This is a genomic window from Mycoplana sp. MJR14 (assembly GCF_029210525.1).
In the GTDB taxonomy this organism is placed as follows: domain Bacteria; phylum Pseudomonadota; class Alphaproteobacteria; order Rhizobiales; family Rhizobiaceae; genus Mycoplana.
Map to the genome: position 1 here is coordinate 119,551 of NZ_JARGEO010000007.1, position 26,153 is coordinate 145,703.

Here is a 26,153-nt window from a genome sequence, read left to right on the forward strand (position 1 = left end):
GGCGGGTGCAGGTCGCATGCGCAGGATCATCGCCTCCCGGATGCCGACCGCGCTGCGGCGTCTGGCACGCAGGCGCGACGGCGCCGGAGCGGTGGAGTTCGCCATCCTCGTGCCGTTGCTTCTGGTCGGATATATCGGCGCCTACGAGATCTCGGTGGCGATGTCGGTCTACAACAAGGTCGGCCGCGCATCCTCGACGATCTCCGATCTGCTGGCTCAGTTCAGTAGCCTCGGCAATACGGAATTTGCCGACGCGAGGATGGCGGCCAACAGCATGCTCGCACCCTACGCGGTCGACGCCACAAACCTCGGCTACGAGATCGTCGGCATTCAAGTCGACGATGCCCAGAACGCCACGGTTGCCTGGTCGCGCGACGAGAACGATCAGACGGTGACGGGCATGACCAAGGGAACGCCGATACCGCTGCCGGACGACATGAAGACGGTGAAGAGCTTCCTCGTCATGACCACGGTGAAGATGGACTACAAGATCGAGCTCGTCGAGCGGTTCCTCCCGTTTCTGCACGGATCTCCGACGACGGAGATCCTGGATCCCACGCTCAGGCGCACCAGCTACAGCCGTCTGCGCAAGGGCAACGAGCTTCCCTGCAGCGTTTGCAGCTGATACTTGCATTCGGCGTCGCTCGCTGTCGCCCAGCCGGCCTGAGCCGGCGATTTCTCTTGAGCCGTCATCGAGTTCCATGTCATTCCGGCGATGGGAGGATCGCCGTCGGCGCAGGATGACGCCATCGCGCTTTCGGCCGCAGGTCGATCGTCTCCCATTCCGCGGCCCCGTGCGCGCTGCGTAGGATCGACAGGTGAAGCATGGCCAGAGCGTTTCTTTTCGTACTTGATTCCTTCGGCATCGGCGGCGGCCCGGATGCGGCGGACTTCGGCGACGACGGCGCCAATACCCTCGGGCACATCGCCGAGTTCTGTGCGGCCGGTGCCGGAGATCGGGAGGGCCTGCGGCAGGGGCCGCTCAGGCTTCCCAACATGTCCGCCCTCGGGCTGCTGCACGCCGCCCACGCCGCCACCGGCCGCTTTCCCGCCGGCATGGAGGTGCCTTCCCGCGTTTTCGGCCAGCATGGCGCCGCAAGCGAGGTCTCCCGCGGCAAGGACACGCCGTCGGGCCACTGGGAGATCGCCGGCACGCCGGTGATGTTCGACTGGGGCTACTTCCCCTCCGAAGGTGACGCCTTCCCGCCGGAACTGGTCGCGGCCATCTGCGAGATCGGCCAGGTCCCGGGCATTCTCGGCAACTGCCACGCCTCTGGAACGGACATCATCGCACGGTGCGGAGAGGAGCACATCGCGACCGGCAAGCCGATCTGCTACACCTCGTCGGATTCCGTCTTCCAGGTCGCAGCACATGAGGCGCATTTCGGCCTGGATCGGCTCCTGTCTTTCTGCCAGGCCGTCCGGGCCATTCTCGACGACCGGCCGGGCGGCAAGATCGGCCGGGTGATCGCGCGGCCCTTCGTCGGCGAGACGCCGGGGAGCTTCGAGCGCACCGGCAACCGCCGCGACTACTCCGTCCTGCCGCCCGAGCCGACGCTGCTGGACCGGCTGACCGAGGCCGGGCGCACGGTGCATGCGGTGGGCAAGATCGCCGACATCTTCGCCCATCAGGGCATCGGCCGGCTGTTGAAGGCGAACGGCAACATGGCGCTGTTCGACGCCACCCTGCAGGCGATGGACGAGGCCCAGGATGGCGACCTGGTCTTCACCAATTTCGTCGATTTCGACATGCTCTACGGCCATCGCCGCGACGTGGCCGGCTATGCCGCAGCCCTCGAGGCGTTCGACCGGCGCCTGCCGGAGGTGGACCGCAAGCTGCATCCGGGCGATCTCGTTCTGCTCACGGCCGACCACGGCTGCGACCCGACCTGGCGCGGCACCGACCACACGCGCGAGCGCGTGCCGATCATGAGTTTCGGCCCCGGCATCCGCTCGCGATTGCTGGACACCCGGACGACCTTCGCCGACATCGGCGAGACGATCGCAAGGCACCTCGGCCTGCCGCCGGGACCCTACGGGAGAAGCTTCCTGTGATGCGGCAGATGAAGAAGGCCGAGATTCACTGCCACCTCGAGGGCGCGGTTCCGCCGGCGCTGGCGTTGTCGCAGGCGCGCAGATACGGCGTCGAAACCGATGTCTTCCTCCGGGACGGCGCCTATGTCTGGCGGGACTTCACGAGCTTCCTGGCCGCCTATGATGCTGTCGCCGGTCTCTTTCGCACCGAGGACGACTATGCGCTCCTGACCGAGACCTATCTGGACGAACTGGCCGCTGCGGGCGCCATCTACAGCGAACTGTTCGTCTCGCCCGACCACGCCGAGACTGTCGGCCTCGGCGCCGGCGCCTACATCGCCGGCATCGCGCGCGGGATCGAGGCGGCCCGTGCAAAGACCGGCATCGAGTGCCGGATGATCGTCGTCGGTCTCCGTCACCGCGGACCCGAGCGGGTCGAATGGGCGGCCCGCTTTGCCGCCGCAATCGGGCATCCGCTGGTGACCGGCTTCAACATGGCGGGCGACGAGCGCATCGGCGCCGTGTCTGACTGCGTCCGCGCCTTCGACATCGCCCGCGAGGCGGGCCTCGGGATCACCATCCATGCCGGCGAGGTCTGCGGGGCGGAAAGCGTGCGCGATGCGCTCGATTTCGTTCGTCCTGCCCGCATTGGTCATGGCGTGCGGGCGATCGAGGATCCGGGCCTCGTCGAGCGGCTGGCCGAGGCGGGCGTTGTGCTGGAAGTGTGCCCTGGGTCGAACGTGGCGCTCGGCGTGTTCGAGAGCTTCCAGGCTCATCCCTTGCGCCGCCTCCAGGCCGCTGGGGTGAAGGTGACGCTCAATTCCGACGATCCGCCCTTCTTCCACACCTCGCTTCAACGCGAATACGAGGTCGCTTCGCAGGCGATGGGATATTCCGAGAGCGAACTGGACGGGATGACGAGAACGGCGATCGAGGCCGCCTTTGTGGACAAGGAGACCCGCAGCCGGCTGCTGTCGCAGCTCTGACGTGGCTTTCGGCCGTCCCTCGCCCGGCAACCGGGGATGAACGGCAGGTGTCCCATCCAGTCTCTTGCGGGACGGGGCGCGATTGTGAAAGAAGAGAAGATCAACGAAATCGAGGGAAGGTTTGGCCATGGACGGCGTAACAGTCATCGATCACCCGCTCGTGCAGCACAAGCTGACCATCATGCGCAAGAAGGACACCTCGACGGGCAGCTTCCGGCGGCTCTTGCGCGAGATTTCGACGCTGCTCTGCTACGAGGTGACGCGCGACCTCGAATTGACGACCGAGCGGATCGAGACGCCGCTGCAGGTCATCGACGCCCCGGTCCTCGAGGGCAAGAAGCTCGTATTCGCCTCGATCCTGCGCGCCGGCAACGGCCTGCTCGAGGGCATGCTGGAGCTCGTCCCTTCCGCCCGCGTCTCGCACATCGGCGTCTACCGCGACCATGAGACACTGGAAGCCGTCGAGTATTTCTTCAAGGCCCCCGACCTGCTGAACGAACGGCTGGTCATCGTCGTCGACCCGATGCTCGCTACCGGCAATTCGGCGATCGCGGCGATCGAGAAGCTGAAGGAGCGGGGCGCCACCAATATCCGCTTCCTCTGCCTGCTGGCGGCCCCCGAGGGCATCCGCAATTTCCGCTCCGCCCATCCCGACGTCAGGGTCTATACGGCGTCGATCGACAGCCACCTGAACGACAAGGGCTACATCATGCCCGGCCTCGGCGATGCCGGAGACCGCATGTACGGCACGAAGTAGTATCAGCGCAGGTTGGTATGCCGCGTTAACCGGGTGTTAGCCACCCTGCGCTTTCACCGCGGCAAATCCGGCGATCGGGCTCCATTTTTCCGGTCCGTCAACATTGGCATGGTCTACTGCCTGACACGTCCGGTTCGGCGCACCGTCCCGCGCCATCGGGGCGTGTGCAAGGTCGGGGATGATCCCCGCAGGAGATGCCCATGTTCGCCCGCAGTCTGTTCGTCGTTGCCGCCATTGCCGCCGTGGCCGTCTATGTGCCGGGCATTGCCAGCAGCTATCTGTCCACCGGTCGGAGCGAGAGCAGCGCGAACGGCGCAGAGACGGCCACCGTCGAGCCGGTCTCGACCGCCCGCTATACCGGCAACCGCGGCGTCACGCTGGAGGCGGATGCCGCCGGTCACTTCTCCGGCCTGTTCACGATCAACGGCCGCAAGCAGAAGGGCATGATCGACACCGGCGCCAGCATGGTCGCGATCAACGTCTCGATGGCCGAACGGCTGGGGATCGCGCGCAAGGAACTCGATTTCCGCTACGCGGTCAACACGGCCAACGGCAAGGCGCGCGCAGCCTATGTCCGCCTCGACAGTGTTGCCATCGGCTCGATCAGCGTTTCGGATGTCGGCGCCATGGTGCTGGAGGACAAGGCGCTCTCCGGCATGCTGGTCGGCATGACCTTCCTCAAGGGGCTCTCGTCCTATCAGGTCGACGGCGGCCGGATGCGCCTTATTCGCTGATCCGGCCGATGATCGGATAGTCCGGAAGCGGCGCGGCATCTTCGATTGTGTACAGCGCGCGCAGGCGCGCAACGCCGGCCTGGGCCTCTTCCAGCGTTCGCGCGTGGACCCGCCCGATCTCGTCGCCCGCCTCGATGCGCGTGCCGAGCGGCTTCAGCCGGTCGAAGCCGACGCGATGATCGATCGTCTGGTCCGGCCTGGTCCGTCCGCCGCCCATTTCGATCACGGCCATCCCCATGCCGCGCGCGTCGCAGGCCGCAAGGTAGCCCGACGTCGCGGCGGTGACGGGCAGGATGACCGGGGCCCTCGCCAGGATGCCGGCCGGATTGTCGAGAAGGTCGGCAGGGCCGCCGAGCGACCGCACCATCGTCGAAAACACCTCGGCGGCCCGTCCGTCTGCGACGGCCCGCTGCGCACGCTCATGCGCGGCTGCCGTATCCGTCTCGATGCCGCCGCTGACCAGCATTTCCGCAGCCAGCGACAGCACGATCCGCTCCAGCCGCGTCCCCGCCTTCTCGCCCCGGAGAAAGGCGATGCAGTTTTCCAGTTCGACGACGTTGCCGACCGCATCCGCGAGCGGCTGGTTCATGTCGGTGATGAGCGCAGTCGCCCGCAGGCCCGCGCCGTTGGCGACCTCCACGAGCGCCCGCGCCAGCCGTTCGGCATCCGGCCGGCTGGTCATGAAGGCGCCGTTGCCGAGCTTCACGTCGAGCACGAGCGAATGCAGCCCCGCGGCGAGCTTCTTCGACAGGATGGAGGCGGTGATCAGCGGCACCGAATCGACCGTGGCCGTGACGTCGCGGATGGCGTAGAGACGCCGGTCCGCCGGCGCGAGGTCGGCCGTCTGGCCGATGATCGCGCAGCCTGCCTCCTTCACCGTCCGGCGAAACAGGGCCGGCGTCGGGGTGACCGTGTAGCCCGGGATCGATTCGAGCTTGTCGAGCGTGCCGCCGGTGTGCCCCAGCCCGCGGCCGGAAATCATCGGCACCGCCAGCCCGCAGGCTGCCGCGATCGGCGCCAGCATCAGCGAGACGTTGTCGCCGATGCCGCCGGTCGAATGCTTGTCCGCCACCGGCCGGTCGAGGTCGCGCCAGTCGAGCACCTCCCCGGAATCGCGCATCGCTTCGGTCAAGGCAACGGTCTCGCGCGCGTCCATGCCGCGAAACCACACGGCCATGGCGAAGGCTGCGACCTGGCCTTCGCTCGCCGTTCCTTCCGTCAGCGCCGCGATGAAGGCGCTGATTTCCTCCGCCGCCAGCACCTCGCCGTCGCGCTTTCGCCGTATGGTCTCCTGCGGCAGCATGATCAGTAGGCCGCGCTCTGGTCGCCGGTCTCACGGCCCTCGAGCACGGCGATGATGTCGCCGAGAAGGCCGGAGGCGCCGAAGCGGAAGGTCGAGGGCGCCGCCCAGTCGGGACCGTGGATCGTTGCGGCGAGGTCCAGGTAGAGGGTCGCATCCGCAACGGTGCGCACGCCGCCTGCCGGCTTGAAGCCGACATTGCGGCCGCTCTCGCGGATGGCGTTGAGCATGATGTCGGCCGCGCCCAGGGTGGCGTTCACCGCCACCTTGCCGGTCGAGGTCTTGATGAAGTCGGCGCCCGACGAGATCGCCAGATGCGACGCATTGCGGATCAGGTCGCGGTCCTTCAGCTCGCCGGTCTCGAGAATCGTCTTCAGCACGACAGGCGGCTTGCAGGCCGCGCGCACCGCGCGGATCATCTCCCGCACGGCGTCCTCGTTGCCGGCCATCAGCGCCCTGTAGGGAATGACGAGGTCGATCTCGTCGGCGCCGTCGGCGATCGCCTGCTCCGTCTCGGAGACGACGGTGTCGACCGGCAGGTCGCCGGAGGGGAAGTTGACCACCGTGGCGATGCGGATGGGGCTGTCCGGGCCGAGAAGGGCCCGGGCCTGGGCAACGAAGCGCGGCCAGATGCAGATGGCCGCCGTCGGGCCGAACGGGGTGTTCGCCTGCGCGCAGAGTTTTTCGATCGCGGCCGCGTCGCAGGTGTCGGAGAGGTCGGTCAGGTCGAGCAGCGACAGCGCCTTGGCGGCGACGAGGCGGGGTGTGGTCTCATTCATCGGCAGTTTCTCCGGCCGCGATCATCTCGGCAAGGATGGCGGCGAGCCGCGCACCGCCGACCGGGGCCATGTCCTTGGTTTCGTGATGGCTGAGTTCGGAGCCGGTCATGCCGGCACCGTAGTTGGTGATCACCGACGCCGCGGCCACCTTCAGCCCGAGGTGGCGGGCGATCAGCACCTCCGGCACGGTCGACATGCCGACGGCGTCGGCGCCGAGCACCCGCGCCATGCGGATTTCCGCCGGCGTTTCGAAGCTCGGCCCCGAGAACCACATGTAGACGCCCTGGTGGAGCGGCGTTCCGGTCTTCTGCGCCGCCGCCTCCATCTGCGCCGCAAGGCCCGCATCGTAGGCCTGGGTCATACCGACGAACCGGTCGTCGTCTTCGATCCCGATCAGCGGGTTGGCGCCGGAGAAGTTGATGTGGTCGGAAATGCGCATCACCGAGCCGGGCGGCATGTCTTCGCGCAGCGAACCGGCGGAATTGGTCAGGATCAGCGAGGTGACGCCGAGCCCCTTCAGCACCTCGATCGGCCCGCGCATCGCGTTCGCATCACCCTTCTCGTAGTAGTGCGCCCGACCGGACAGCATGATGACCGGCACGCCGCCGACGAGCCCGATCACCATTTCGCCGGCATGGCCCGAGACGGTGCTGACCGGAAAGCTGCGAAGCTCCGAATAGGGAATGCGCACGCTGCCCTCGACGGTCTCCACGAGCGAGCCGAGCCCGGATCCCAGGATGATGCCGTAGCGCGGCACGCGCCCGCCGAGATGCGGGAACAGCTGGTCGACGGTGTCCTTCATCCGATCACCTCCGTCGCGAAGCTGTGCGGCAAGAGCTCGTCCATCGTCAGCGTCTTCTTCACGCCCGTCTCGTCGCACAGATAGATGCGCGTCGACGACGAGGCGAATTCGGCGATTTTCTGCCGGCAGCCGCCGCAGGGCGGGCAGAGCGGCAGCTTCTCGGCGATCACGGCGATCTCGACGATCTTCTTCGCGCCGCCCATGATCATCGCGCCGATCGCCGTCGGCTCGGCGCACCAGCCTTGCGGGAACGAGATGTTCTCGATGTTGGCGCCACGATAGACCTTGCCGTCCTCCGCACGGATCGCCGCCCCCACCGGAAACTTCGAATAGGGCGCGTGCGAAAACGCCATGGCGTCGCGCGCCGCTTCGAACAGGTCGTGGGACATTCTTACCGCTCCTTCACGTAGGGGACGCCACCGGCCTTCGGCGGGATGGCCTTGCCGATGAAGCCGGCCAACAGCACCACGGTGAGGATATAGGGCAGGGCCTGCATCAGTTGTACCGGCACCTTGCCGATCAACGGCAGCGGCGTGCTCTGGTAGCGGATGGCGAAGGCGTCGAGGAAGCCGAACAGCAGGCAGGCCAGCATCACCGGTACCGGCCGCCACTTGGCAAAGATCAGCGCCGCGAGCGCGATATAGCCCTTGCCGGCTGTCATCCCCTTCGTCCAGCCGGCATTGGCGGCGAGCGACAGATAGGCGCCGGCGATGCCGCACAGGATACCGCAGCAGATGACGGCGCGGTAGCGCATCCACAGAACCGAGATGCCGGCCGTGTCGACCGCTCCCGGGTTCTCGCCGACCGCCCTGAGCCTCAGCCCGAAGCGGGTGCGATAGAGGATCCACCAGCTCGCCGGCACCATCAGGAAGGCGAGGTAGGTCAGCGCCTGGTGGCCGGAGATGAGCTCGGCATAGATCGGCCCGAGCAACGGCACGCCGCGCAGCGTCTCGGCGAAGGGAAGCGTGATCTCCTGGAAGCGCGCGCCTTCGGCCAGCGCCGGCGTGCGCCCGCCCTGCCGGAACCAGGCTTCCCCGAGGATGACGGTGGCGCCGGCGACGATGAAGTTGATGGCGACGCCCGAGACGATCTGGTTGCCGCGCTGGGTGATCGAGGCGTAGCCGTGCACGAGCGACAGCAGCACCGAGACGACGACGGCGGCGAGCAGACCCGCCATGGCCGACTGGGCGACGAAGGCGACGCAGCCGGCGGCAAACGCGCCGCCGAGCATCTTGCCTTCCAGGCCGATGTCGAAGACGCCGGCGCGCTCGGTGAAGAGACCGGCAAGGGCGGCCAGGATCAGCGGCGTCGAAAGACGCACGGTCGACTGCGCGAGCTCGAGGAAGAGCTGGAGATAGTCCATGGCCTCAGGCTCCCTTGACGGCTGCTTGCGTGCGCCCGCGCCCGGACAGGCCGAGGACGGCGCGGGTGATGGCGGGCCGGAACATGTGCTCCAGCGCGCCGGCGAAGAGGATCACCAGCCCCTGGATGATGACGATCATGTCGCGCGAGATCGACGGCATCTCGAAGGCGATCTCGGCGCCGCCCTGGTAGAGCACGCCGAACAGGATCGCGGCCGGGATGATGCCGGCCGGATGCGAGCGCCCCATCAGCGCCACGGCGATGCCGACGAAGCCGGCGCCTTGCACGAAGTCGAGCTGCATGCGGTAGGTCTCGCCCATGATCGGGTTCAGCGCCATCATGCCGGCGAGCGCGCCGGAGATCATCATGGTGATGACGATGATCCGCGCCTCCTTGATGCCGGCATAGCGCGCCGCCTGCGGGCTGTGGCCCATGGTGCGCATCTCGTAGCCGAGCTTGGTCCGCCAGATCAGCACCCAGACGCCGAAGCTGGCCGCAAGCGCCAGGAGGAAGGTGACGTTGAAGGGCGAGGTGCCGACACTCAGGCCGAAGATCGCCATCAGCCAGTCGAGCTTCGGCAGTTGGCCGCCGGCGTCGAAGGTGCGCGTCTCCAGCGACATCGAGCCGAGCGGCTTCATCACCCGGTTGAGCATGTAGTTCATCAGGCTCGCGGCGATGAAGTTGAACATGATCGTGGTGATGACGATGTGGCTGCCGCGCTTGGCCTGGAACCAGCCGGGCAGGAAGGCCCAGGCGGCGCCGAACAGCGCCGCACCGAGGATCGCGATCGGAAACACCACGTACCAGGGCATCAGGCGGTCGAGCCAGAGGCAGGCCAGCGCCACGCCGATGCCGGCGACATAGGCCTGGCCCTCGCCGCCGATGTTGAACAGCCCGGCATGGAAGGCGACGGCGACCGCGAGCCCGGTGAAGATGAAGGTGGTGGCGTAGTAGAGCGTGAAGCCGATGTATTCGCCGCGCCCGAAGGCGCCGTTGATCATGTGGTAGGCCGCTTCCAGCGGGCTCTCGCCGACGAGCAGCACGACGAGGCCGGCGACCGCAAACGCGACGACGAGATTGACGAGCGGGATGAGGCCGTATTCGACCCAGCCCGGCAGTTTCGCATAAGGGGTGCTCATTGCGCGGCCTCCTTCGGGCCTTCGACGCCGGCCATCAGGAGGCCGATCTCGCCTTCGGAGGCATCGGGTTCACGTTCGCCGACGACGCGACCGGCAAACATGACGAGGATCCGGTCGGACAGCGCCCGGATCTCGTCGAGCTCGACCGAGACGAGCAGCACCGCCTTGCCCTGGTCGCGCATCTCGATGATGCGCCGGTGGATGAATTCGATCGCGCCGACGTCGACGCCGCGGGTCGGCTGGCCGATGATCAGCACGTCCGGGTCCCGCTCCATCTCGCGGGCGAGCACGATCTTCTGCTGGTTGCCGCCGGAGAAGTTGGCGGTCTTCAGCCGCGCATTCGGCGGCCGGATGTCGTATTTGCGGATGTTGTCCTCCGCGTCCGCCCGGATCGCATCGACGTCGAGCAGCAGGCCTTTGCGGTATTTCGGGTCGTCGTGATAGCCGAGGATGGCGTTCTCGCTTTCCTCGAACTTCAAGACCAGCCCGACATGGTGGCGGTCCTCCGGCACATGCGCCAGCCCGCGCTGGCGCAGCTCGGCCGGATCGGCATGGCCGGTGACGTCGATCGCCCGGCCGTTCAGTTCGACGCTGCCGGCGACCGCCCGGCGGATGCCGGCGATCGCCTCGAGGAGCTCGGACTGGCCGTTGCCGGCGACGCCGGCGATGCCGACGATCTCGCCTGCGCGCAGATCGAAGGAGACGTCGTCGACCATGGTCACGCCGCGGCTGTCGCGCACCGTCAGGCCCTTCACCGAGAGCTTCACGGCGCCGGGACGCGCTTCGCCCTTCTCGACCCGCAACAGCACCCGCCGGCCGACCATCAGTTCGGCCAGTTCCTCCACCGAGGTCTTGTTCGTCTGCCGCGTCGCCACCATCTCGCCGCGGCGCATGACCGACACCTCGTCGGTGATCGCCATGATCTCGCGCAGCTTGTGGGTGATGAGGATGACGGTCTTTCCCTGCGCCTTCAGCTGTCCGAGGATGCGGAACAGATGGTCGGCCTCGGCCGGGGTGAGAACCCCCGTCGGCTCGTCGAGGATCAGGATGTCCGCCTTGCGGTAGAGCGCCTTCAGGATCTCGACGCGCTGCTGCAGCCCGACCGAAAGTTCCTCGATCACCGCATCCGGATCGACCTCCAGCGCGTATTCCTTCTCCAGCCGCTTCAGCTCGCTGCGCGCCTTGGTGATGCCGGCGTTCAGGATCCAGCTTTCCTCCGCCCCCAGCATCACGTTCTCGAGCACGGTGAAGTTCTCCACCAGCATGAAGTGCTGGTGCACCATGCCGATGCCGGCCGAGATCGCCGTGTTCGGATCGCGGATGTCGATCGGCTTGCCATCGACCAGGATCTCGCCGCGATCGGCCTGGTAGAAGCCGTAGAGGATCGACATCAGCGTCGACTTGCCGGCGCCGTTCTCGCCGATGATGCCGTGAATGGTCCCTTTTCGGACCTTCAGGTTGATGTCCTTGTTGGCATGGACGAGGCCGAAGCTCTTGTCGATGCCCTTCAGTTCGATTGCCAGTTCAACCATGACGATCCGTTGTTCTTGTGTGGGGAAGCCGTCGTCCGCATGGCGGGTCTGCTGGCTTCTCACGTCCGGCCGCTCTCTGCCGGTTCAGTCTTGTTGCTTCCGTTGCGCTTGTCCAGCATCATTGCGGCCCGCGCCGTCATTCGTTAGATCCGTCACAACGAAGCGCAAGGCCGAAGCATCATGACAGAACCCGCCGACACTGCCGAAGACCATTCGGCCCGCATCGCCGCCCTCGAGGAGCACATCGCCCACCAGGACCGCACCATCGAGGAACTGTCCGACCAGATTGCCGGGCAGTGGAAGGTCGTGGAGCAGATGCGGGCAAAGCTGGACCAGTTGGCCGAACGCTTCCTCGCGCTGGAGGAGAATGCCCTCGAGGCGCCGCCGGTCACCCGCCCGCCGCATTACTGACGCGCCCGCAGAATCAGAGGGCCCGCCGGGCTCGATGCGAACCCGGCGGGCCCTCCAGGACTGCTGTGATCAGTAGGGGCAGGTTTCGTCCGACATGTAGTCGTGGACGGTGACCGTGCCGGCAATGATGTCGGCCTTGGCCTTGTCGACGGCGGCCTTCATCTCGGGCGTGATCAGCGGTGCGTTGTTGTCGTCCATGGCGACGCCGACGCCGTCTTCCTTCAGGCCGAGCACGTTGATGCCGGGGGTGAAGTTGCCGTCGTTCGCCGACTTGAAGGCGTCGTAGACGGCGACGTCGACGCGCTTCAGCATCGAGGTCAGCACCTTGCCGGGATGCAGCATGTTCTGGTTGGAATCGACGCCGACGCCGAGCTTGCCGGCATCTGCCGCCGCCTGCAGCACGCCGACGCCGGTCCCGCCGGCCGCGTGGTAGACGACGTCAGAGCCCTGGTCGAACTGCGACTTGGCGATCTCGCCGCCCTTGACCGGGTCGTTCCAGGCGTCGGGCGTGGTGCCGGTATAGGCCTCGAGCACGTTGACGTCGGAGCCGACCGATTTCGCGCCGCCGATATAGCCGCAGGCGAACTTGTGGATCAGCGGGATGTCCATGCCGCCGACGAAGGAGACGGTCTTCGACTTCGACGCCATGGCGGCGAGGATGCCGGCGAGCCAGGAGCCTTCCTCTTCCTTGAAGACGACGGAGCGGATGTTCGGCTTGTCGACCACCATGTCGATGATCGCGAACTTGGTGTCCGGATATTCGGCTGCGACCTTCTCCAGCGTGGCGGCCCAGGAGAAGCCGGCCATCACGATCGGGTTGTTGCCGTCGCCGGCGAAGCGGCGCAGCGCCTGCTCGCGCTGGGCGTCGTTGGCGATCTCGAAGTCGCGGTATTCGATGCCGGTCTCGGCCTTGAACTTTTCGGCGCCGTTGAAGGCTGCTTCGTTGAAGGATTTGTCGAACTTGCCGCCGAGGTCGTAGATGATGGCCGGCTTGATGTCCGCTGCGAGCGCCGTCGCCGACATGGCCGCAGTGGCAAGGAGAGTAAGCAAGGTTTTTTTCATCGTGCAGCCCTGTTGCTATTGATTTTTTTGGGTCCTCCCGCACGTCCGTAAATGACGGTCTGCGGAGCGCCAACCCTGTTCCCGAGGATCAGACGCGGCGATCCTTGCATGCCCGCCGCAAAATTTCACGAGAATTTTTTCAGTTGGTAAAAAAACGTTGCGGGCCCGAATGGACCCGCCCTGAGGGATTTCGATGCGGCGGCGAGACGCAGCGCCGTCAACCGATGGCGCAGGATACGCCCGTCCCGCGCAGGCCGCAGGAGCCGCCGGGATTCTTGGCCAGATACTGCTGGTGATAGGGCTCGGCGAAATAGAACGCGCCGGCCGGCGCGATTTCCGTCGTTATCCTGCTGCGGTGCCCGGCCGCATCGAGGGCGGCCTGATACTGGTCGCGCACCTTCCGGGCGGTCTGCAACTGGCCGTCGTCGGTCGCATAGATCGCCGAACGGTAGGTCGTTCCGATATCGTTGCCCTGGCGCATGCCCTGGGTGGGGTCGTGCTGCTCGAAGAACACCTTCAAGAGGGTCTCGAGGGAGACGGCCTGCGGATCGTAGACGACGCGAACCACCTCGGCATGCCCGGTCAGCCCCGTCGTCGTCTCCTGGTAGGTCGGGTTCGGCGTGTAACCGCCGGAATAGCCGACCGCGGTGACGTAGACGCCCGGGATCTGCCAGAAGAGCCGCTCGGCGCCCCAGAAGCAGCCGAGCCCGAGCAGGATGCTGCGGGTGTCGTCGGGATAGGGCGCCTGGAGCGGCCGCCCATTGACGAAATGCGTCTCCGCCGTCGGGATCGGGTCGGCGCGACCGGGAAGCGCGCCGTCCGGCGCGGGCATCGTCGTCTTCCTGTTGAACATGTCGATCAGAAACACGCGAACTCCTCCGTTCCAGCCCGGATGGCCGGGCAACTGTCATGGGCATTCGGGATGCCGCTCTCAGGCGGTGAAGCGGCCGGCGAACGGCCGGCGCTTGTAGCCGATCATCCAAAGCAGCAGCGCCAGCACGAGCAGCACGATCGCCGCCGGCTGCGACAGCACCCACAGTGCTGCCGGATCCCACAGCAGCGGGTGCACCCGGTTCATCAGCGTGTCGGCGACGAAGGCGATCGATTCGGGGCTGGCCGCACTCCAGGCCACCGCCAGCGGCGTCAGCACGGGTGTGGACGCGGCCACGGACTGGATGGCATCCAGCGTCGCCGCCATCACGGCGAGCACGAGCGCCACGAGGCTGAGCATCCTGAAAACGAAGCGTATCATCGACGGTATCACTCCGGCGGGACCATCGGCCCGATCCCCTGCGTCGGCCTATAGATAAGAGGCGCCGCCATCCCTTGCAATCGGCGTTGCGCCGACGCGATCGAACGCGGTCAAAAATCTGTCAGAAAGCGGTTGATCCGGCGGCCATCATCGGTATATATCGCGCCGTCCCGCCAACTGGAAACAGCAAAGCGGTCCGCGCCGGATTGACCGCCGGCCGTCAGCGGATGGACAGGTGGCCGAGTGGTTGAAGGCGCACGCCTGGAACGCGTGTATACGTGAAAGCGTATCGAGGGTTCGAATCCCTCTCTGTCCGCCATCCTCCTCCCGGCAATCGGTGTCGTTTTGCTGGCCCTGGATTGAGCGATCGATGCGGCCATGGGTGGCGGGGCCTGCTATTTCGGGCCAGCTTTTTCATCTCCCTTCCCCAAGGCGTCAAAAAACTCGCGAGTCTCGGCGTCGATTGTCTCGTAGTACCGATCGCGGAAAGCCTTGAAGTTGGCGACCCAGGTCTCACTTCCGATCGGCTGGCCTATCTGTGCAATCCGATAGTCGTTTCTGGCGCGCTTGATTGCCGATCTCGCCCAATAGATGGCGACCCAACGCCGATCAAATCGAAATATTCTCTTCAATCCTTCGGCGATGGATAAAATTATGGTAACAATTACCGCACCGATCTTTATCGCTACATCGCTCAGATAGAACGCTTGTTCCAATGATGAGCCAACGACGAGAAGCGGGGCAAATACGCTACACAACATTACAATTACTGAAATTAGTCGCTGTTGCTTCCAGGTGTTGTTTAGTTTCTTCGCATAGTATTCTAACGTTACGGTGACGTCCCTGTTAAATTTGCCCTCTCTGAATTCCCATGAATAGGGCTCAGTTGCCCCGATGCCAGAAGCCATTTCATTCATTCCCTCGTCCCCAGTATAAATAAAAACTATTCTATGACACCGCATGCAGTTTTGATCAAGCCTGAAGTAGTCTGTCCGCGATATCCATCCCTCCGTAGGCATTGGAAAGCATCGCCGTCGCCTCGACGGTTTCATGTTTAAGTCGTTGTTATTTTGCAATAATCAAAAAATGCGGCAATGGCGCTCGGCATATTCGCCGCGCCACGATGGCAGCCTGTTCCGATCCGCAACGCGGGCGTGCGGCAAAGCACCTCACCGGCTTTACTATTTGACCTTCGGCGCTATCTTCTTCCTATCCGTGAGGGCGAGATGGCTGAAATTCCTACAGAACACTCTGTCTTGGCCGAGAAACGTTCTCGGCGCCGTGCCGAATTGATCGCCTTCTTCGTGCTGGCCTTCGGTATCTGGCCGCTGGTCGCCGTCGGTGTCGTCGGCGGCTATGGCTTCCTGGTCTGGATGTTCCAGATCGTCTATGGCCCACCCGGGCCGCTTGGCCATTGAGGTCCGACATGCGCGAGGACGCGATCTCCAGACGGGAGCTCTTCTTCGGCCGGCCGGTCGCCCGCAAGGCGGGGATCTGTCCGCCGGGGGCGACGCCCGAGAGCCTCGTGGCGTGCACGGGGTGCGGGCTCTGCGCCGAACGATGTCCGAGCGGCATCATCGATCTGGCAGGCGGTGTGCCGTCGATCGATTTTTCGCGCGGCGAATGCACCTTCTGCGGGGAATGCGCCGCCGCCTGTCCCGCGCCTGTCTTCGTCGAGAAGGGGGCGGCACGCTTCCCGCATGTGGCCAGCGTCGACGATGCCTGCCTGGCGCGGCGGAACGTCGCCTGCCAGTCCTGCGGCGAATGCTGCCCTGTGCAGGCGATCCGTTTTCGCCCGCGCATCGGCGGGGCCTTCCTTCCCGAACTGAACGAAGCGTTGTGCAGCGGATGCGGCGCGTGCCTCGGCGTCTGCCCGGTCGGGGCGATCGGCCTTCATGCACGAGAATTGCAGGTGGCCGATGCCTGAGGGAACCTATCACATTTCCAGCGCCGTGATCGCGACCATGCCGGCGCGCACCGCGGCGGTGCTGGCCGAGATCAACAAGATGGAACACGTCGAAGTCCACGGAGAAGGCGGCGGCAAGATCGTCGTCGTGATCGAAGGGACGTCGACGGGCATGCTCGGGGAATGCCTGACGCGCATGTCGCTCCTGGACGGGGTGATCTCCGCAAACATGGTTTTCGAGCACGTCGAGACAGAGGAGACTGGAAGCGATGACCGGAACATTGACGCGACGTGACATTCTGAAGGCCCACGCGGCCGGCATCGCCGCGGCCACGGCCAGTGTCGCGCTTCCCGCGGCCGCCCAGCCGGTGCCGGGCGGGGTCGAGGCGCTCGAAATCAAATGGTCGAAGGCCCCGTGCCGGTTCTGCGGCACGGGCTGCGGCGTGATGGTCGGCGTCAAGGAGGGGCAGGTCGTCGCCACCCATGGCGACATGCAGGCCGAGGTCAACCGCGGCCTGAACTGCATCAAGGGCTATTTCCTCTCCAAGATCATGTACGGGCAGGATCGTCTGCAGACCCCGCTCTTGCGCAAGCGCAACGGCGCCTACGCCAAGGACGGCGAGTTCGAGCCGGTCAGCTGGGACGAGGCCTTCGACGTGATGGCCGAGCAGTGCAAGAAGGTGCTGAAGGAAAAGGGGCCGACCGCCGTCGGCATGTTCGGCTCCGGCCAGTGGACCATCTTCGAGGGCTATGCCGCCACCAAGTTGATGCGGGCGGGATTCCGCTCCAACAACCTCGATCCGAACGCGCGCCACTGCATGGCGTCCGCCGCCTACGCCTTCATGCGCACCTTCGGCATGGACGAGCCGATGGGCTGCTACGACGATTTCGAGCATGCCGACGCCTTCGTGCTCTGGGGCTCGAACATGGCGGAGATGCATCCGATCCTCTGGACGCGTGTCGCCGACCGCCGCCTCGGCCATCCGCATGTGCGGGTCGCCGTGCTGTCGACCTTCACCCACCGCAGCATGGATCTCGCCGACATCCCGGTCGTGTTCAAGCCGGGAACGGACCTGGTCATCCTCAACTACATCGCCAACCACATCATCCAGACCGGGCGGGTGAACGAGGACTTCGTCCGCCAGCACGCCAAGTTCGCCCGCGGCGCCACCGACATCGGCTACGGCCTCAGGCCGGACGATCCGCAGGAGACGAAGGCTGCCAATGCAGCCGAACCGGGCAAGTCCGAACCGATCGACTTCGAGGCGTTCAAGGAATTCGTTTCCGAATACACGCTGGAAAAGACGGCGGAAATGACCGGCGTCGACCCCGGGTTCCTCCAGGAGCTGGCGGAGCTCTATGCCGATCCCGACCGCAAGGTCATGTCGCTCTGGACCATGGGGTTCAACCAGCATGTCCGCGGCGTCTGGGCCAACCAGATGGTCTATAACCTGCATCTCCTGACCGGCAAGATCTCCGAGCCCGGCAACAGCCCGTTCTCGCTGACCGGCCAGCCGTCCGCCTGCGGCACCGCCCGCGAGGTCGGCACCTTCGCCCACCGCCTGCCGGCGGACATGACGGTGACGAACCCCGAGCACCGCAAGCACGCCGAGGAGATCTGGCGCATCCCGCACGGCATCATTCCGGAGAAGCCGGGCTACCATGCCGTCCAGCAGGACCGGATGCTCAAGGACGGCAAGCTCAACTTCTACTGGGTGCAGGTGAACAACAACGTCCAGGCCGGCCCCAACACCAGCAACGAGACCTGGCAGGGCTATCGCAACCCGGACAATTTCATCGTCGTCTCGGACGCCTATCCGACGGTCACCGCGATGAGCGCCGACCTCATCCTGCCGGCCGCGATGTGGGTGGAAAAGGAAGGCGCCTACGGCAATGCCGAGCGCCGCACCCATGTCTGGCATCAGCTCGTCCAGGCCAAGGGCGAGGCGCGCTCCGACCTGTGGCAGATGGTGGAGTTCTCCAAGCGGTTCACGACCGACGAGGTCTGGCCCGCCGAGATCCTCGAGGCGAACCCGCAGTACCGCGGCAAGACGCTCTATGAGGTCCTGTACAGGAACGGCGAAGTCGACCGCTTCCCGCTGAGCGGGATCAATCCCGAATACGACAACAACGAAGCGGAAGCCTTCGGCTTCTACATCCAGAAGGGACTGTTCGAGGAATATGCCGCCTTCGGCCGCGGCCACGGCCACGATCTCGCACCCTACGACATGTACCACGAGGTGCGCGGGCTGCGTTGGCCGGTGGTCGACGGCAAGGAGACCCTCTGGCGCTACCGCGAGGGCTACGATCCCTACGTCAAGCCGGGCGAGGGCCTGAAGTTCTATGGCCAGAAGGACGGCAGGGCGGTCATTCTCGCCGTGCCGTACGAGCCGCCGGCGGAGTCCCCCGATGAGGAGTTCGACGTCTGGCTCGTGACCGGGCGCGTGCTGGAGCACTGGCATTCCGGCTCGATGACGATGCGCGTGCCGGAGCTCTACAAGGCCTTCCCGGGCGCCCGCGTCTTCATGAATGCCGACGATGCGCGCAAGCGCGGGATCAACCAGGGCGCGGAAGTCCGCATCGTCTCCCGGCGCGGCGAGATCCGCTCCCGCGTGGAGACGCGCGGCCGCAACCGCATGCCGCCGGGCGTTGTCTTCGTCCCCTGGTTCGATGCGAGCCAGCTCATCAACAAGGTCACCCTGGACGCAACCGATCCCATTTCCAAACAGACGGATTTCAAAAAATGCGCGGTCAAGATTGTTCCCGTCGCCGTCTGAGGCGGCCTGAATGGACGGCCATCGCAGCGGGGCTTCTCATCTTCGTTGCGACGGCTGCGATTGCCCAGGTGGTGACGAAAACCCCGCCGCAGCTGGAGGGGCCGACGCCGTCGATGGCGACCGAGGCGGCGGCGCCGCTGCCGAAATGGGTGGTCGACGATCAGCGCAAGATGCGCGCCTATCCCGACCAGCCGCCGGTCATTCCGCATTCGATCGAGGGCTATGAGCTGTCGGTCAACGCCAACCGCTGCCTGTCCTGCCACAAGCGGGAGTTCACGCAGGATTCCGGCGCGCCGATGATCAGCGTCACGCACTACATGACCCGCGAAGGCCAGATGCTCGCCGATGTCTCGCCGCGGCGCTATTTCTGCACCGCCTGCCACGTGCCGCAGGCGGACACGCGCCCCCTGGTGCCGAACGGCTTCAGGGACATGAGCGAGATGGGCGTCAAGCCCGCCGGAAGCGAGTGACGCCATGATCAAATGGATAAAGGGCGTCATCCTCTGGGCATGGAAGATTGTCGCCACCCCGGCCGGCACGCTAGGCCTCGGCTTCCTCACCCTGGGCGGGTTCGTCGGCGGGGTGATGTTCTGGGGCGCCTTCAACACGGCGCTGGAACTGACCAACACCGAGAAATTCTGCACCTCCTGCCACGAGATGCGTGACAACGTCTACCAGGAGCTGACGCGGACGATCCATTTCTCCAACCGCTCGGGCGTGCGCGCCTCGTGCCCGGACTGCCACGTTCCGCATCAGTGGACCGACAAGATCGCGCGCAAGATGCAGGCCTCCAAGGAGGTCTGGGGCAAGATTTTCGGCACGATCAACACCCGGCCGAAATTCCTGGAACACCGGCTGGAGCTCGCCCAGCATGAATGGGCGCGCCTGAAGGCCAACGACAGCCTCGAATGCCGCAACTGCCACTCCTCGGTCGCCATGGACCTGCAGAAGCAGACCCAGCGGGCGGCCGAGATCCACACGCGCTACCTGCTGCCGGGCAAGGCGACCTGCATCGATTGCCACAAGGGGATCGCCCACGAACTGCCCAACATGCAGGGCGTCGATCCGGGCTGGAAGATGCCGCCGGAGCTTCAGGGCAAGCCATCGGCCGGGTTGACCCCGATCGACGACCTGAGCCGCGCCATGGCGGAACTCCATGCTGAGGTGAACTAGAAGCGTCCCCGGCGCACCGGGGCTGTCCCGGCGTGACCTCGCGCCGATCGATGTCGGCGTTTCGTGCTGGTTGTCGATGCTGGACGGCGCCACCGGGCGCCGTCGTCGCGGATCGAAACGGGCCTCGTGGTCGACAAAAGAAGAGGGCCCGGCATTCCGCCCATGCCGGGCCCCCGAGCGACCGGCCTCGTCGCTCGTTATCGCGGATGTTTGCCCCCTATGCCGTCAGTCCGCGATAGATCGTGGGCAGCGCCACCGGCAGTTTCGAGATGTCGCCGACGAGCGCGTATCCGTTCCTGCCGAAGAGTGCCGGAAGGTAGTTGTTCGCGTCCCGGTCGACGGTGACGGCAAAGACGCTCACCCCAGTGCGCCGGGCCTCCTGCACCGCCTTGCGGGTATCCTCCAACGCAAACCGGCCCTCGTAATGGTCGATGTCGTTCGGCTTGCCGTCGGTGAGGACGAGCAGCAGCTTCTTCCGGCTCGGCTGCTTGCGAAGATCGGCTGCGGCGTGGCGGATGGCAGCACCCATGCGCGTGTAGTAGCCGGGCTTCAATCCGGCGATCCGTTCTTCGGTCGCAGCGCTGATCGTCTCGTTGAACCCCTTCACCGTCTCGAGGCGCACCCACGACCGACGGCGCGACGTGAAGGTCAGGATCGAATGCATGCTGCCGCAGGCGGCAAGGCCGTGCGCCAGCACCAGCAGGGCCTCCTTCTCGACGTCCAGGACGCGGCGGTTGTCGATCCAGGCGTCGGTGGAGAGCGAGACGTCGACCAGGATCGTGGTCGCGAGATCCGGCGCGAGCGGTCGGCTCGCCAGGTGGATCCGGTCGCTGCCCTGTCCGCCGGCGGCGAGGTCCGCCCGCGAGCGGATGACGGCGTCGAGATCGAGCTCCGAGCCATCCAGCTGCGCCTTCAACAGCTCGTGGCGCGGCCGCAGCACCTCGAACTGGCGCCGCACCTTGCGGACGAGCGACTGGGTCTCGCTGTCCAGCGCGCTTCGCTCGCCGAGGCTCTCGGCCGGCACGGCGAGCACGTTCGTGTAGTTCTCCAGATAGCGGCCCTTGCGATAGTCCCATTCGGGGTAGCTGATCTCGGCCGTCATCTCCGACAGGTCGATCATTTCCGGCGGCAGGTCGAGATCGAAGCGGAATTTCGAGGACGGCCGCTCCCGGCGCTGGCCGAGCTTCATCTCGTCCAGGTCGTCGGCCGCCTTGCTGTCGCTGTCCTCGCTGTCGTCCGTCGGTCGGTCCACGTTGACCATTTCGGCCATCGCCAGAATCTTCTCGAAGCGGTTCAGGATGAACGGGCTGCGCTCGCCCTTGCGCTCATCGCTGGTCTGCCGCGTCGCCAGATAGCGCGCATTGCCGGCAAGTCCTTGCTCCTGCGTCCCGTCCGGCACCGCATCCTCGATCGTCGTGTCGGCTTCGGAGCGGACATGAAATTCGGGCCAGAGCGGCACGCCCATCATCGGCTGGTAGCCCGCGGGCGCATGATGCGGGAAGATCGCCGGCAGCGTATCGTCCTTGAGGCCGGCCCCCTTCTTCAGGAGCGCGAGGATGCGGTTTTCGACGAGCTGCTCGACGGCCGGCAGGATGCCGCGGCTTCGCTCCTTCAGCGTCGCCGCGCAAAGGCGCCGGTAGGTCGCGCTCAGGCCGGGAAACGCGGCGGTCACGCGCAGGACCATGGCCTGCGCCGTCTCGATCCGGCGCAGATCCCGCCGCAGCGGGTCCGTGCCGTCCGGCGCCTCCAGGTCCATCAGCGCCATGGCGGCGGCCAGCCAGATGTAGAGATCGCGGTTGAGCTGCCGGTCCGGAAAGTGGTCGATCACCGGCGGCAGCATCGCGGTGGCGAGGTCGCGGCTGGCGCCCGCCACCTTCTCCTCGCCAAGCCCGATCAGCTGGCGCAGGCGCAGCCGGTGCCGCGAGGTCTTCGCATGCGCCGGGGTCAGCTGAACCGCCGGCGCGCCGCCAAAACCCCGGAAGCAGGCGCTGAGGATCGGCTTCAGTTCCTCGAAGGATATGGCATGGTCGGGATAGCGCGGCATGCTGGCGGTCGACCCCACCAGCCGATGCCAGAACTTGCCGACCGTTTCTTCCAGTTCGAGAAAATCCAGCATGGATGCCCCCTAGGCGATCACGGCGTGCGCGATTTCCCGCAGTGCCGCCCGCACGTCCGGCTCGTCGGTCAAAGGCTCGATCAGGGCGGCGAGAACCGCTTCCTTGGCCGGCATGCCGCTGTCGATCAGGCAGGCGCAATAGACGAGCAACCGGGTGGAAACGCCTTCCTCGAGATCGTGCCCCTTCATCGCCCGCAGGCGGTGGGCGAGCTCGACGAGCGGGGCGACCTTCGCCGCTTCGAGGCCGCTTTCGGTCGAGACCACCGCGATCTCCTGCTCCTTCGGCAGGAAGTCGAACTCGATCGCGACGAAGCGCTGCTTGGTCGAAGGCTTCAGCGCCTTCAGGATGTTCTGGTAGCCCGGATTGTAGGAGACGACGAGCATGAAGCCCGGTGGCGCCTCCAGGATCTCGCCGGTTCGCTCCAACGGCAGGATGCGGCGGTCGTCGGTGAGCGGATGCAGCACGACGGCGACGTCCTTGCGCGCCTCGACGATCTCGTCGAGATAGCACACCCCGCCGGAGCGCACCGCGCGCGTCAGCGGCCCGTCCACCCAGACCGTGTCGCCGCCCTTGAGAAGATAGCGGCCGGTCAGGTCGGCGGCGGCGAGGTCGTCATGGCAGGAGACGGTCGTGAGCGACAGACCGAGCCGGGCCGCCATGTGGCTGACGAAGCGGGTCTTGCCGCAGCCGGTCGGCCCCTTCAGAAGCAGCGGCAGTTGCCTGACGAGCGCGGTCTCGAACAGGGCGCACTCGTTGCCCTGGGGAACATAGGGAGGAATTTCCGGCTGGGCCTGAAACGGGGTCGAGGTCAGAACAGTCATGACGGGTTTCCTTGAGGAAGGGAGAGCGCGGCTCCGGCGATGCCGGAGCCGCATCGTTCATTCGGCCGGCTGCACGGTGGCGGCGACGCTGGGATTGCGCGCCTTGCCTGGCACGAACAGCGCCCAGAGGAACATCAGCGCCGAGATCAGCACGAACACGCCGGAGCCGAGCCTGATCCAGTAGAACATCGCCAGCTGGTCCTGCACGTCCATGTAGCCTTCGCCGAGCACGCGCTGGAGGTGGACCTGCAGCACCCCGGCAAAGGTCAGCGCAAAGGTCATCACCGACATGGCCGTGCACATGATCCAGAAGCTTGCGATCGAGAGCCACTGGTTGTAGGGCGCGCGGCCGCGGATCTCCGGCACCGCATAGGCCATGATGGCGAGGTTGAGCATCACATAGGCGCCGAAGAAGGCGAGGTGGCCGTGGGCGGCGGTGACCTGCGTGCCGTGGGTGTAGTAGTTCACCGACGACAGGGTGTGCAGGAAGCCCCAGACGCCGGCGCCGAAGAACGCCATCACCGAGCAGCCGATCGACCAGAGCAGCGCTGCGCGATTCGGATGCTTGCGGCCCGCCTTCCAGGTCATCACGAAGGTGAAGACGACCATGGTGAAGAAGGGGGCGACCTCGAGGGTGGAGAACAGCGAGCCGATCCACTGCCAGTAGCCCGGGGCGCCGATCCAGTAATAGTGGTGGCCGGTGCCGAGGATGCCCGAGAACAGCGCCAGGCCGACGATGACGTAGAGCCACTTCTCGACGACCTCGCGGTCGATGCCGTTCAGCTTGATCATCAGGAACGCCAGGACGGAAGCCATGATCAGCTCCCACACGCCTTCGACCCACAGGTGCACGACGTACCACCAGTACATCTTGTCGAGCGCCAGGTTGGCCGGGTTGTAGAAGGCGAACAGGAAGAAGATCGCGACACCCCAGAGCCCGAAGACCAGGATGTTGGTCACGACCGTCTTCCGGCCCTTCAGGATCGTCAGTGTCACGTTGTAGAGGAACATCAGCGCGACGACGACGATGCCGACCTTGATCGCGAAGGGCTGCTCGAGAAACTCGCGGCCCTCATGGATGTGCAGCAGGTAGCCGACCACGGCGATCGCGGCGGCGACGAGGAAGAGCCAGAACTGCACCACGGCGATCCTGGTGCTGTAGAGTTCGGTCTCGGCCTCTTCCGGCAGCAGGTAGTAGGTCGCCCCCATGAAGCCCATCAGCAGCCAGACGATCAGGGCATTGGTGTGCACCATGCGGACGATGTTGAAGGGCAGCAGTTCGGAGAGCGTGTTGGGCAGGACGTAGATCGTGCCCGCGAGGACGCCGAACAGGACCTGGGCGAGAAACAGGCCGAGCGCGCCGTAGAAATACAGCATGGCGACCTTTTGCGTTTGATACTTCATCTCAGTCTTCCTTTCCCCTGATCAACCGGCGTCGTTCGGCGGCCAGCTCTGCGTCTTGATGCGGCTGGTCCATTCCAGGAAGTCCGCCAGATCGTTCAGCTCCTGCTCGGTGAGATTGAACTGGGGCATCTGGCGCCGGCCCTCGATCCCGGAGGGCTGCGCGGCCATCCAGCCCTTGAGCGTCTCGCGGGCGGTCTCCGGGTCGGTGTCGCCGCCCCAGCGCTTCCACACGTTGCCGAGTTCCGGCGCGAAGTAGGCGCCTTCGCCCAGCAGCGTGTGGCAGTTGATACAGGAGTTCTTTTCCCACACGTGCTTGCCGCGGGCGACGGAGTCCGTCAGCGTCGTCTCATCCGTGGATGTCGTGCGCATGTAGTAGTGGCTATGGGCGGTGAGCCCGATGAATATTGCGAAGAAGAACGCCGAGCCGCCGTAGAAGACGTTTCGGGCCCCTGTCTTTGTCAGGCGTTCAGCCATTCGGAGGTCCCCTTGAATTGCGGGCCGCATCGAACCGCGGCCTGCAGCGAGGATCTTCGCCGGCAGCCGGGATCAATGTGGCGCATACGACCTTCAGTTTATTGAGGTTTTTCCCGGCGCTCTTCTTTGTGATTTTGCAAACAAGAACGCGTTGGGAAGACGAAGCCGGCGCTAGAGCAGGGCGGGGACCGCGATCTTCGCCAGGACGGCGATGCAGAACAGGATCGGCCAGCCAAGCAGCGCCGCAGCGAGCGCCGGCCGTTCGCGCAGGTGCATGAAGTCGAGGATGATGAGGCGGGCCTTGAACACCGTCAGCAGCAGGATCGCGGCCAGTGCGACGATCGGTAGCGCCTCGTGCTTCCACTGCGCGGAGACGATGCCGGAGACGACACCCATCATCAAAATCCAGTTGGTGCTGGCAAACAGCGAGCCGGAGGTCTTGGGGTTCATGGGTCTCACCCGAAGTAGATCAGCGGGAACATGACGAGCCAGACGATGTCGATCACGTGCCAGACGGTCGTCAGCATCACTATGTTGGCCCGCACCGGCCGCAGGGCCGCCACGACGAACAGGCCGGCGACGAAGGCGACATGCGCGAGATGAAAGCCCGTGATCATGAAGTAGAGCTCGAAGAAGGTCGCAAACCGGTCGTCTCCCGCAAATGGCAGTTCGGCGGTGTATTCCAGCGCTTTCAGACCGACGAAGACGAAACCGAGCGCGGCGGCGATGAGGAGCGCGATGCGCTGCTGCCCGACGCTGGCGCCTGTCCGGGCCGCCAGCGCCGCCTGCCATCCGCTGGCGAGCAGGACGACCGTATTGAAGCCGGCCAGGCGCGCCGACAGGTGCAGCTTCGCCGCGCCGAAGCTTTCCGGATGAATCAGGGACATGACGAGGAATCCGCCGAGGAGGATCCCGAAGGCGGCGAGCTCGCTGAAGACGAGGATCCATAGAAGCAGGTCGCCGCCTTCGTCGGAGGCATCGTCCTGGGATAGCTGCGCCACGGTCATTCTGGATCTCCGGCTCTGTTCCACCGGATGCTTGGCATCTCGGGGCGGCCAGATCTTTGCGCTTTCGCAAAGAACGACATCGCCGGGCGGATAGGATCGGCTCAATCGATAGGACTGATCAGAATGTCAGACGCTCAAGCCGGCCTGCTCGTGGCCACGCCGATCATCATCGTCTTTGCGGTCGCGCTCCATCGGATGGGCGTGCTGCAGCGCTACAGCGCGGTCGCGGCCGTGCTGTTTTCGGTTGCGATCGCCGCGGTGCTGTTCGTGCAGCAATAGCCGTCCCGGCGACCGGTCCGATCCGAAAATCGCAGCTGTTTGATC

The 26,153-nt window shown here is 65.6% G+C and carries 30 protein-coding genes and 1 tRNA gene; 14 read left to right on the plus strand and 17 right to left on the minus strand.

Annotation, left to right across the window (positions count from 1 at the left end; all coding sequences use genetic code 11):
- Positions 1-16 precede the first annotated feature (16 nt).
- The 5 genes from P0086_RS17275 (at position 17) to P0086_RS17295 (ending at position 4,511) form a co-directional block, all read left to right on the plus strand.
- Positions 17-625 (plus strand): TadE/TadG family type IV pilus assembly protein, encoded by a 609-nt coding sequence (locus P0086_RS17275; RefSeq protein ID WP_275787763.1) that lies wholly within the window; start codon positions 17-19, stop codon positions 623-625.
- A 200-nt stretch (positions 626-825) separates the two neighbouring features.
- Positions 826-2,055: a phosphopentomutase gene (locus P0086_RS17280; RefSeq protein WP_275787765.1), complete on the plus strand. Its 1,230-nt coding sequence runs from the start codon at positions 826-828 to the stop codon at positions 2,053-2,055.
- Positions 2,052-3,020, plus strand: coding sequence for an adenosine deaminase (locus tag P0086_RS17285; RefSeq protein WP_275787767.1), 969 nt, complete (start codon positions 2,052-2,054; stop codon positions 3,018-3,020). Before P0086_RS17280 ends, P0086_RS17285 begins: the two co-directional genes overlap by 4 nt.
- A gap of 127 nt (positions 3,021-3,147) precedes the next feature.
- The gene (gene upp, locus P0086_RS17290) at positions 3,148-3,777 is read left to right on the plus strand and encodes a uracil phosphoribosyltransferase (RefSeq protein WP_112594501.1); all 630 of its coding nucleotides are present in this window, start codon (positions 3,148-3,150) and stop codon (positions 3,775-3,777) included.
- A gap of 200 nt (positions 3,778-3,977) precedes the next feature.
- Positions 3,978-4,511, plus strand: coding sequence for a TIGR02281 family clan AA aspartic protease (locus tag P0086_RS17295; protein ID WP_275787770.1), 534 nt, complete (start codon positions 3,978-3,980; stop codon positions 4,509-4,511).
- On the opposite strand, the gene deoA is transcribed toward P0086_RS17295, so the two are convergent.
- From deoA to P0086_RS17330, 7 genes are read right to left on the minus strand one after another with little or no spacing between them, the layout of a single operon-like run.
- Entirely contained in the window at positions 4,501-5,814 is a 1,314-nt protein-coding gene (deoA, locus tag P0086_RS17300) for a thymidine phosphorylase (RefSeq protein ID WP_275787773.1), read from the minus strand. The two genes, P0086_RS17295 and deoA, sit on opposite strands and share 11 nt — an antisense overlap.
- A 2-nt stretch (positions 5,815-5,816) precedes the next feature.
- Positions 5,817-6,590: a deoxyribose-phosphate aldolase gene (deoC, locus tag P0086_RS17305; protein ID WP_275787775.1), complete on the minus strand. Its 774-nt coding sequence runs from the start codon at positions 6,588-6,590 to the stop codon at positions 5,817-5,819.
- On the minus strand, positions 6,583-7,392 hold the full coding sequence (locus P0086_RS17310) for a purine-nucleoside phosphorylase (RefSeq protein ID WP_275787778.1): 810 nt from the start codon (positions 7,390-7,392) through the stop codon (positions 6,583-6,585). Before P0086_RS17310 ends, deoC begins: the two co-directional genes overlap by 8 nt.
- Positions 7,389-7,781, minus strand: a complete 393-nt coding sequence (locus P0086_RS17315; protein ID WP_275787780.1) for a cytidine deaminase — start codon at positions 7,779-7,781, stop codon at positions 7,389-7,391. Before P0086_RS17315 ends, P0086_RS17310 begins: the two co-directional genes overlap by 4 nt.
- Positions 7,782-7,783: 2 nt before the next feature.
- Positions 7,784-8,755, minus strand: coding sequence for an ABC transporter permease (locus P0086_RS17320; protein WP_112594490.1), 972 nt, complete (start codon positions 8,753-8,755; stop codon positions 7,784-7,786).
- Between the two features lie 4 nt (positions 8,756-8,759).
- A complete protein-coding gene (locus tag P0086_RS17325; protein WP_112594487.1) occupies positions 8,760-9,893 on the minus strand; it encodes an ABC transporter permease in 1,134 nt (377 codons plus the stop codon).
- Positions 9,890-11,425, minus strand: coding sequence for an ABC transporter ATP-binding protein (locus tag P0086_RS17330; protein WP_275787786.1), 1,536 nt, complete (start codon positions 11,423-11,425; stop codon positions 9,890-9,892). The genes P0086_RS17325 and P0086_RS17330 overlap by 4 nt, the downstream gene beginning before the upstream one ends.
- 180 nt (positions 11,426-11,605) lie before the next feature.
- On the opposite strand from P0086_RS17330, the gene P0086_RS17335 reads away from it, so the two are divergent.
- Positions 11,606-11,836 carry a SlyX family protein gene (locus P0086_RS17335; RefSeq protein WP_112594483.1) on the plus strand — a complete coding sequence of 77 codons (231 nt, stop codon included), beginning with the start codon at positions 11,606-11,608 and terminating at the stop codon, positions 11,834-11,836.
- Between the two features lie 69 nt (positions 11,837-11,905).
- Here P0086_RS17335 and P0086_RS17340 read toward each other — a convergent pair whose 3' ends face one another.
- The 3 genes from P0086_RS17340 to P0086_RS17350 form a co-directional block, all read right to left on the minus strand.
- Entirely contained in the window at positions 11,906-12,898 is a 993-nt protein-coding gene (locus P0086_RS17340; protein ID WP_112608833.1) for a BMP family ABC transporter substrate-binding protein, read from the minus strand.
- A 217-nt stretch (positions 12,899-13,115) separates the two neighbouring features.
- On the minus strand, positions 13,116-13,766 hold the full coding sequence (msrA, locus tag P0086_RS17345) for a peptide-methionine (S)-S-oxide reductase MsrA (RefSeq protein ID WP_275787790.1): 651 nt from the start codon (positions 13,764-13,766) through the stop codon (positions 13,116-13,118).
- Between the two features lie 63 nt (positions 13,767-13,829).
- Positions 13,830-14,147 carry a hypothetical protein gene (locus P0086_RS17350; protein ID WP_112594703.1) on the minus strand — a complete coding sequence of 106 codons (318 nt, stop codon included), beginning with the start codon at positions 14,145-14,147 and terminating at the stop codon, positions 13,830-13,832.
- A 232-nt stretch (positions 14,148-14,379) separates the two neighbouring features.
- On the opposite strand from P0086_RS17350, the gene P0086_RS17355 reads away from it, so the two are divergent.
- Positions 14,380-14,469: transfer RNA gene (locus P0086_RS17355), tRNA-Ser, on the plus strand.
- Positions 14,470-14,545: 76 nt separating this feature from the next.
- On the opposite strand, the gene P0086_RS17360 is transcribed toward P0086_RS17355, so the two are convergent.
- Positions 14,546-15,058: a hypothetical protein gene (locus P0086_RS17360; RefSeq protein WP_275787793.1), complete on the minus strand. Its 513-nt coding sequence runs from the start codon at positions 15,056-15,058 to the stop codon at positions 14,546-14,548.
- Between the two features lie 318 nt (positions 15,059-15,376).
- Here P0086_RS17360 and napE point away from each other — a divergent pair, with 318 nt between their 5' ends.
- Genes napE through P0086_RS17390 form a run of 6 tightly spaced genes read left to right on the plus strand, consistent with a single transcriptional unit; the run spans position 15,377 to position 20,006 of the window.
- Complete coding sequence (gene napE, locus P0086_RS17365) at positions 15,377-15,568, plus strand: periplasmic nitrate reductase, NapE protein (protein ID WP_112608839.1); 192 nt, start codon at positions 15,377-15,379, stop codon at positions 15,566-15,568.
- Positions 15,569-15,576: 8 nt separating this feature from the next.
- The gene (locus P0086_RS17370) at positions 15,577-16,077 is read left to right on the plus strand and encodes a ferredoxin-type protein NapF (protein ID WP_148151648.1); all 501 of its coding nucleotides are present in this window, start codon (positions 15,577-15,579) and stop codon (positions 16,075-16,077) included.
- Positions 16,070-16,351: a chaperone NapD gene (locus tag P0086_RS17375; protein WP_112594468.1), complete on the plus strand. Its 282-nt coding sequence runs from the start codon at positions 16,070-16,072 to the stop codon at positions 16,349-16,351. The genes P0086_RS17370 and P0086_RS17375 overlap by 8 nt, the downstream gene beginning before the upstream one ends.
- The gene (gene napA / locus P0086_RS17380) at positions 16,326-18,833 is read left to right on the plus strand and encodes a periplasmic nitrate reductase subunit alpha (protein WP_275787798.1); all 2,508 of its coding nucleotides are present in this window, start codon (positions 16,326-16,328) and stop codon (positions 18,831-18,833) included. Before P0086_RS17375 ends, napA begins: the two co-directional genes overlap by 26 nt.
- Entirely contained in the window at positions 18,800-19,303 is a 504-nt protein-coding gene (locus P0086_RS17385) for a nitrate reductase cytochrome c-type subunit (RefSeq protein WP_112594464.1), read from the plus strand. The genes napA and P0086_RS17385 overlap by 34 nt, the downstream gene beginning before the upstream one ends.
- 7 nt (positions 19,304-19,310) lie before the next feature.
- A complete protein-coding gene (locus P0086_RS17390; RefSeq protein WP_112594701.1) occupies positions 19,311-20,006 on the plus strand; it encodes a NapC/NirT family cytochrome c in 696 nt (231 codons plus the stop codon).
- Between the two features lie 217 nt (positions 20,007-20,223).
- Here P0086_RS17390 and P0086_RS17395 read toward each other — a convergent pair whose 3' ends face one another.
- The 6 genes from P0086_RS17395 to P0086_RS17420 form a co-directional block, all read right to left on the minus strand.
- Positions 20,224-22,122 carry a VWA domain-containing protein gene (locus P0086_RS17395; RefSeq protein WP_275787801.1) on the minus strand — a complete coding sequence of 633 codons (1,899 nt, stop codon included), beginning with the start codon at positions 22,120-22,122 and terminating at the stop codon, positions 20,224-20,226.
- Between the two features lie 9 nt (positions 22,123-22,131).
- Positions 22,132-22,944, minus strand: a complete 813-nt coding sequence (locus P0086_RS17400) for a CbbQ/NirQ/NorQ/GpvN family protein (protein ID WP_112612665.1) — start codon at positions 22,942-22,944, stop codon at positions 22,132-22,134.
- Between the two features lie 57 nt (positions 22,945-23,001).
- Positions 23,002-24,348 (minus strand): cbb3-type cytochrome c oxidase subunit I, encoded by a 1,347-nt coding sequence (locus P0086_RS17405; RefSeq protein WP_112594458.1) that lies wholly within the window; start codon positions 24,346-24,348, stop codon positions 23,002-23,004.
- A 21-nt stretch (positions 24,349-24,369) separates the two neighbouring features.
- A complete protein-coding gene (locus P0086_RS17410; protein ID WP_112594456.1) occupies positions 24,370-24,822 on the minus strand; it encodes a cytochrome c in 453 nt (150 codons plus the stop codon).
- A gap of 171 nt (positions 24,823-24,993) precedes the next feature.
- Positions 24,994-25,272: a cytochrome C oxidase subunit IV family protein gene (locus tag P0086_RS17415; protein WP_112612664.1), complete on the minus strand. Its 279-nt coding sequence runs from the start codon at positions 25,270-25,272 to the stop codon at positions 24,994-24,996.
- 5 nt (positions 25,273-25,277) lie between these two features.
- On the minus strand, positions 25,278-25,829 hold the full coding sequence (locus P0086_RS17420) for a cytochrome c oxidase subunit 3 (protein WP_275787808.1): 552 nt from the start codon (positions 25,827-25,829) through the stop codon (positions 25,278-25,280).
- A 123-nt stretch (positions 25,830-25,952) separates the two neighbouring features.
- Here P0086_RS17420 and P0086_RS17425 point away from each other — a divergent pair, with 123 nt between their 5' ends.
- On the plus strand, positions 25,953-26,108 hold the full coding sequence (locus P0086_RS17425; protein WP_275787811.1) for a hypothetical protein: 156 nt from the start codon (positions 25,953-25,955) through the stop codon (positions 26,106-26,108).
- Positions 26,109-26,153: the final 45 nt, after the last annotated feature.

Bases quoted from the DNA above. Each gene is read 5' to 3' on its own strand.
- P0086_RS17275 (WP_275787763.1), top strand. From the start codon at position 17: ATGCGCAGGATCATCGCCTCCCGGATGCCGACCGCGCTGCGGCGTCTG.
- P0086_RS17280 (WP_275787765.1), top strand. From the start codon at position 826: ATGGCCAGAGCGTTTCTTTTCGTACTTGATTCCTTCGGCATCGGCGGC.
- upp (WP_112594501.1), top strand. From the start codon at position 3,148: ATGGACGGCGTAACAGTCATCGATCACCCGCTCGTGCAGCACAAGCTG.
- P0086_RS17295 (WP_275787770.1), top strand. From the start codon at position 3,978: ATGTTCGCCCGCAGTCTGTTCGTCGTTGCCGCCATTGCCGCCGTGGCC.
- deoA (WP_275787773.1), bottom strand. From the start codon at position 5,814: ATGCTGCCGCAGGAGACCATACGGCGAAAGCGCGACGGCGAGGTGCTG.
- deoC (WP_275787775.1), bottom strand. From the start codon at position 6,590: ATGAATGAGACCACACCCCGCCTCGTCGCCGCCAAGGCGCTGTCGCTG.
- P0086_RS17310 (WP_275787778.1), bottom strand. From the start codon at position 7,392: ATGAAGGACACCGTCGACCAGCTGTTCCCGCATCTCGGCGGGCGCGTG.
- P0086_RS17315 (WP_275787780.1), bottom strand. From the start codon at position 7,781: ATGTCCCACGACCTGTTCGAAGCGGCGCGCGACGCCATGGCGTTTTCG.
- P0086_RS17320 (WP_112594490.1), bottom strand. From the start codon at position 8,755: ATGGACTATCTCCAGCTCTTCCTCGAGCTCGCGCAGTCGACCGTGCGT.
- P0086_RS17325 (WP_112594487.1), bottom strand. From the start codon at position 9,893: ATGAGCACCCCTTATGCGAAACTGCCGGGCTGGGTCGAATACGGCCTC.
- P0086_RS17330 (WP_275787786.1), bottom strand. From the start codon at position 11,425: ATGGTTGAACTGGCAATCGAACTGAAGGGCATCGACAAGAGCTTCGGC.
- P0086_RS17335 (WP_112594483.1), top strand. From the start codon at position 11,606: ATGACAGAACCCGCCGACACTGCCGAAGACCATTCGGCCCGCATCGCC.
- P0086_RS17340 (WP_112608833.1), bottom strand. From the start codon at position 12,898: ATGAAAAAAACCTTGCTTACTCTCCTTGCCACTGCGGCCATGTCGGCG.
- P0086_RS17360 (WP_275787793.1), bottom strand. From the start codon at position 15,058: ATGGCTTCTGGCATCGGGGCAACTGAGCCCTATTCATGGGAATTCAGA.
- napE (WP_112608839.1), top strand. From the start codon at position 15,377: ATGGCTGAAATTCCTACAGAACACTCTGTCTTGGCCGAGAAACGTTCT.
- P0086_RS17370 (WP_148151648.1), top strand. From the start codon at position 15,577: ATGCGCGAGGACGCGATCTCCAGACGGGAGCTCTTCTTCGGCCGGCCG.
- P0086_RS17375 (WP_112594468.1), top strand. From the start codon at position 16,070: ATGCCTGAGGGAACCTATCACATTTCCAGCGCCGTGATCGCGACCATG.
- napA (WP_275787798.1), top strand. From the start codon at position 16,326: ATGACCGGAACATTGACGCGACGTGACATTCTGAAGGCCCACGCGGCC.
- P0086_RS17385 (WP_112594464.1), top strand. From the start codon at position 18,800: ATGCGCGGTCAAGATTGTTCCCGTCGCCGTCTGAGGCGGCCTGAATGG.
- P0086_RS17395 (WP_275787801.1), bottom strand. From the start codon at position 22,122: ATGCTGGATTTTCTCGAACTGGAAGAAACGGTCGGCAAGTTCTGGCAT.
- P0086_RS17400 (WP_112612665.1), bottom strand. From the start codon at position 22,944: ATGACTGTTCTGACCTCGACCCCGTTTCAGGCCCAGCCGGAAATTCCT.
- P0086_RS17405 (WP_112594458.1), bottom strand. From the start codon at position 24,348: ATGAAGTATCAAACGCAAAAGGTCGCCATGCTGTATTTCTACGGCGCG.
- P0086_RS17410 (WP_112594456.1), bottom strand. From the start codon at position 24,822: ATGGCTGAACGCCTGACAAAGACAGGGGCCCGAAACGTCTTCTACGGC.
- P0086_RS17415 (WP_112612664.1), bottom strand. From the start codon at position 25,272: ATGAACCCCAAGACCTCCGGCTCGCTGTTTGCCAGCACCAACTGGATT.
- P0086_RS17420 (WP_275787808.1), bottom strand. From the start codon at position 25,829: ATGACCGTGGCGCAGCTATCCCAGGACGATGCCTCCGACGAAGGCGGC.
- P0086_RS17425 (WP_275787811.1), top strand. From the start codon at position 25,953: ATGTCAGACGCTCAAGCCGGCCTGCTCGTGGCCACGCCGATCATCATC.